Below are 1,586 nucleotides of genomic sequence, written 5' to 3'. Positions count from 1 at the left end.
TGGCGGGTCTTGGCGTGAATGTGTCTGGCGACGGTTTTAGCTTTGAAGCTTGTCCGATTCGGTATTTGTTGAATCGGAACTGTTCTCGGCGGCTAGTCAGATTTACGGTCACATTCGCAGGCTTCCTTCCCACGGATCGTCACCTCCCCGCAGTTGCCTTCGCCTCGTACTGTTCTTTCGTTAGAATTTCATTTGGTATACTGACTCCATGAAAGAAACCGGAACTAAGTACAGGGGACTTTCACCCCACAAGATCACGCCCATGCTGGGCGTACTGCACGCGAGGACGGGAGTCGCGGTTCTTGGTCTGCTTGCACGTCTTTCGCCCGTCCCGCGTGATTTCTACCGTTATTTGGACGAGGGTGATCGTCACTCCTGGACTTGAACAACAAACATTGAGCACTACGTCCGTTGATGGCCCGATCACATTGGAGAATCTTCACCGACACAATGAGACCCGATGCGGCAGAACGCATTGTCGCGAAATTGCGTGCCCGCGTTGACCGTGCCTTTTGCGGGGCCACCGTCAACGATTATCATAAAGGCGGACACGTCGTGACTTTCGATGTCTAACACGAATTCAATGACTGGACTGCAGTCGTGTACGACGTGATATCCTGTGCCCAACAAATGGGACAGGGTTGGTCGATCAGCGGATTTGTTGATGAAGAACTTGACTTGATCGCGACTGGTGCATCAATTGCCGGTATCAAGATGGTACATTGTTTCTGTCCTCGACCGGGGACGCCAAACGCCAAATAACAACCGCGTGCACCGGAGGACGCGAGCTGGGGGATTTGGCCGATGGAAACTTTTCCGCGCGTTCCCGGTGACGCGTGACGTTACCCGACAGACAGGAACCTCGATTGCGACGTTTAGCTCCACTCTTACTCGCCACGGTAATTGGCTGTTCGCAATCTGCGAGTGACCGCAGCGACGCGATCGACAATCCTCCACAAACAACGCTTGCGACTGACACAGATGCTCCATGGGGTGGCCTCAAGACCCAAACCGCTGGATCTCCAATTAAGGATGCAGCTCAGATCATCGTGCTACTTCATGGCTACGGTGCTACTGAATCTGATCTTCTCCCACTCGCGGATTACATCGGTGGCGACTCGCGTGCTTTCGTGTTCCCCGCTGCACCACATTCTGTCGACGGTGGAGGGCTCGCATGGGCGACAACTGAGGATGAACTTGCATCCGCTCGTGCGAAGCTTGCATCGTTGGTGCGATTCGCTTCACAAACTTACCCGAATGCAGAGATTTCGATCGGCGGATTTTCGCAGGGGGCGACTGTGTCAAGCATGCTTCTGTCGGATTCGGCGCTGCCAATTCGGCACCTGATCCTATACTCGCCCGCCCTTGCGATCGACTCGTCATCAATTGACTCGAGACACAACATCCGAGTTCTGCTTGCTCACGGCAAGAGTGACGATGTGTTACCGTTCGCTGATTCTGAACGCTTGCACGAAATGCTTGAACGCAGGGGAATTCAAATTAACTGGCTTCCCTTCGACGGCGGACATACGATCACAACTGAACTGCTCGACGCCACACGAGACCAACTATCCAAGAAGAGTGGG

Annotated in this window: 1 protein-coding gene; it reads left to right on the top strand. The window is 53.8% G+C overall.

What is annotated here, in order from left to right:
• Positions 1-836: 836 nt before the first annotated feature.
• Positions 837-1,586, top strand: a 750-nt coding sequence (locus tag RMSM_RS27745; RefSeq protein ID WP_052031836.1) for an alpha/beta hydrolase, incomplete at its 3' end; no start/stop codon positions are given.

This window comes from Rhodopirellula maiorica SM1, from assembly GCF_000346295.1.
Taxonomy (GTDB): Bacteria; Planctomycetota; Planctomycetia; order Pirellulales; family Pirellulaceae; genus Novipirellula; species Novipirellula maiorica.
The sequence above is the reverse complement of the archived record's forward strand: the minus strand, read 5'-3'. Positions and strand labels throughout refer to the sequence as shown.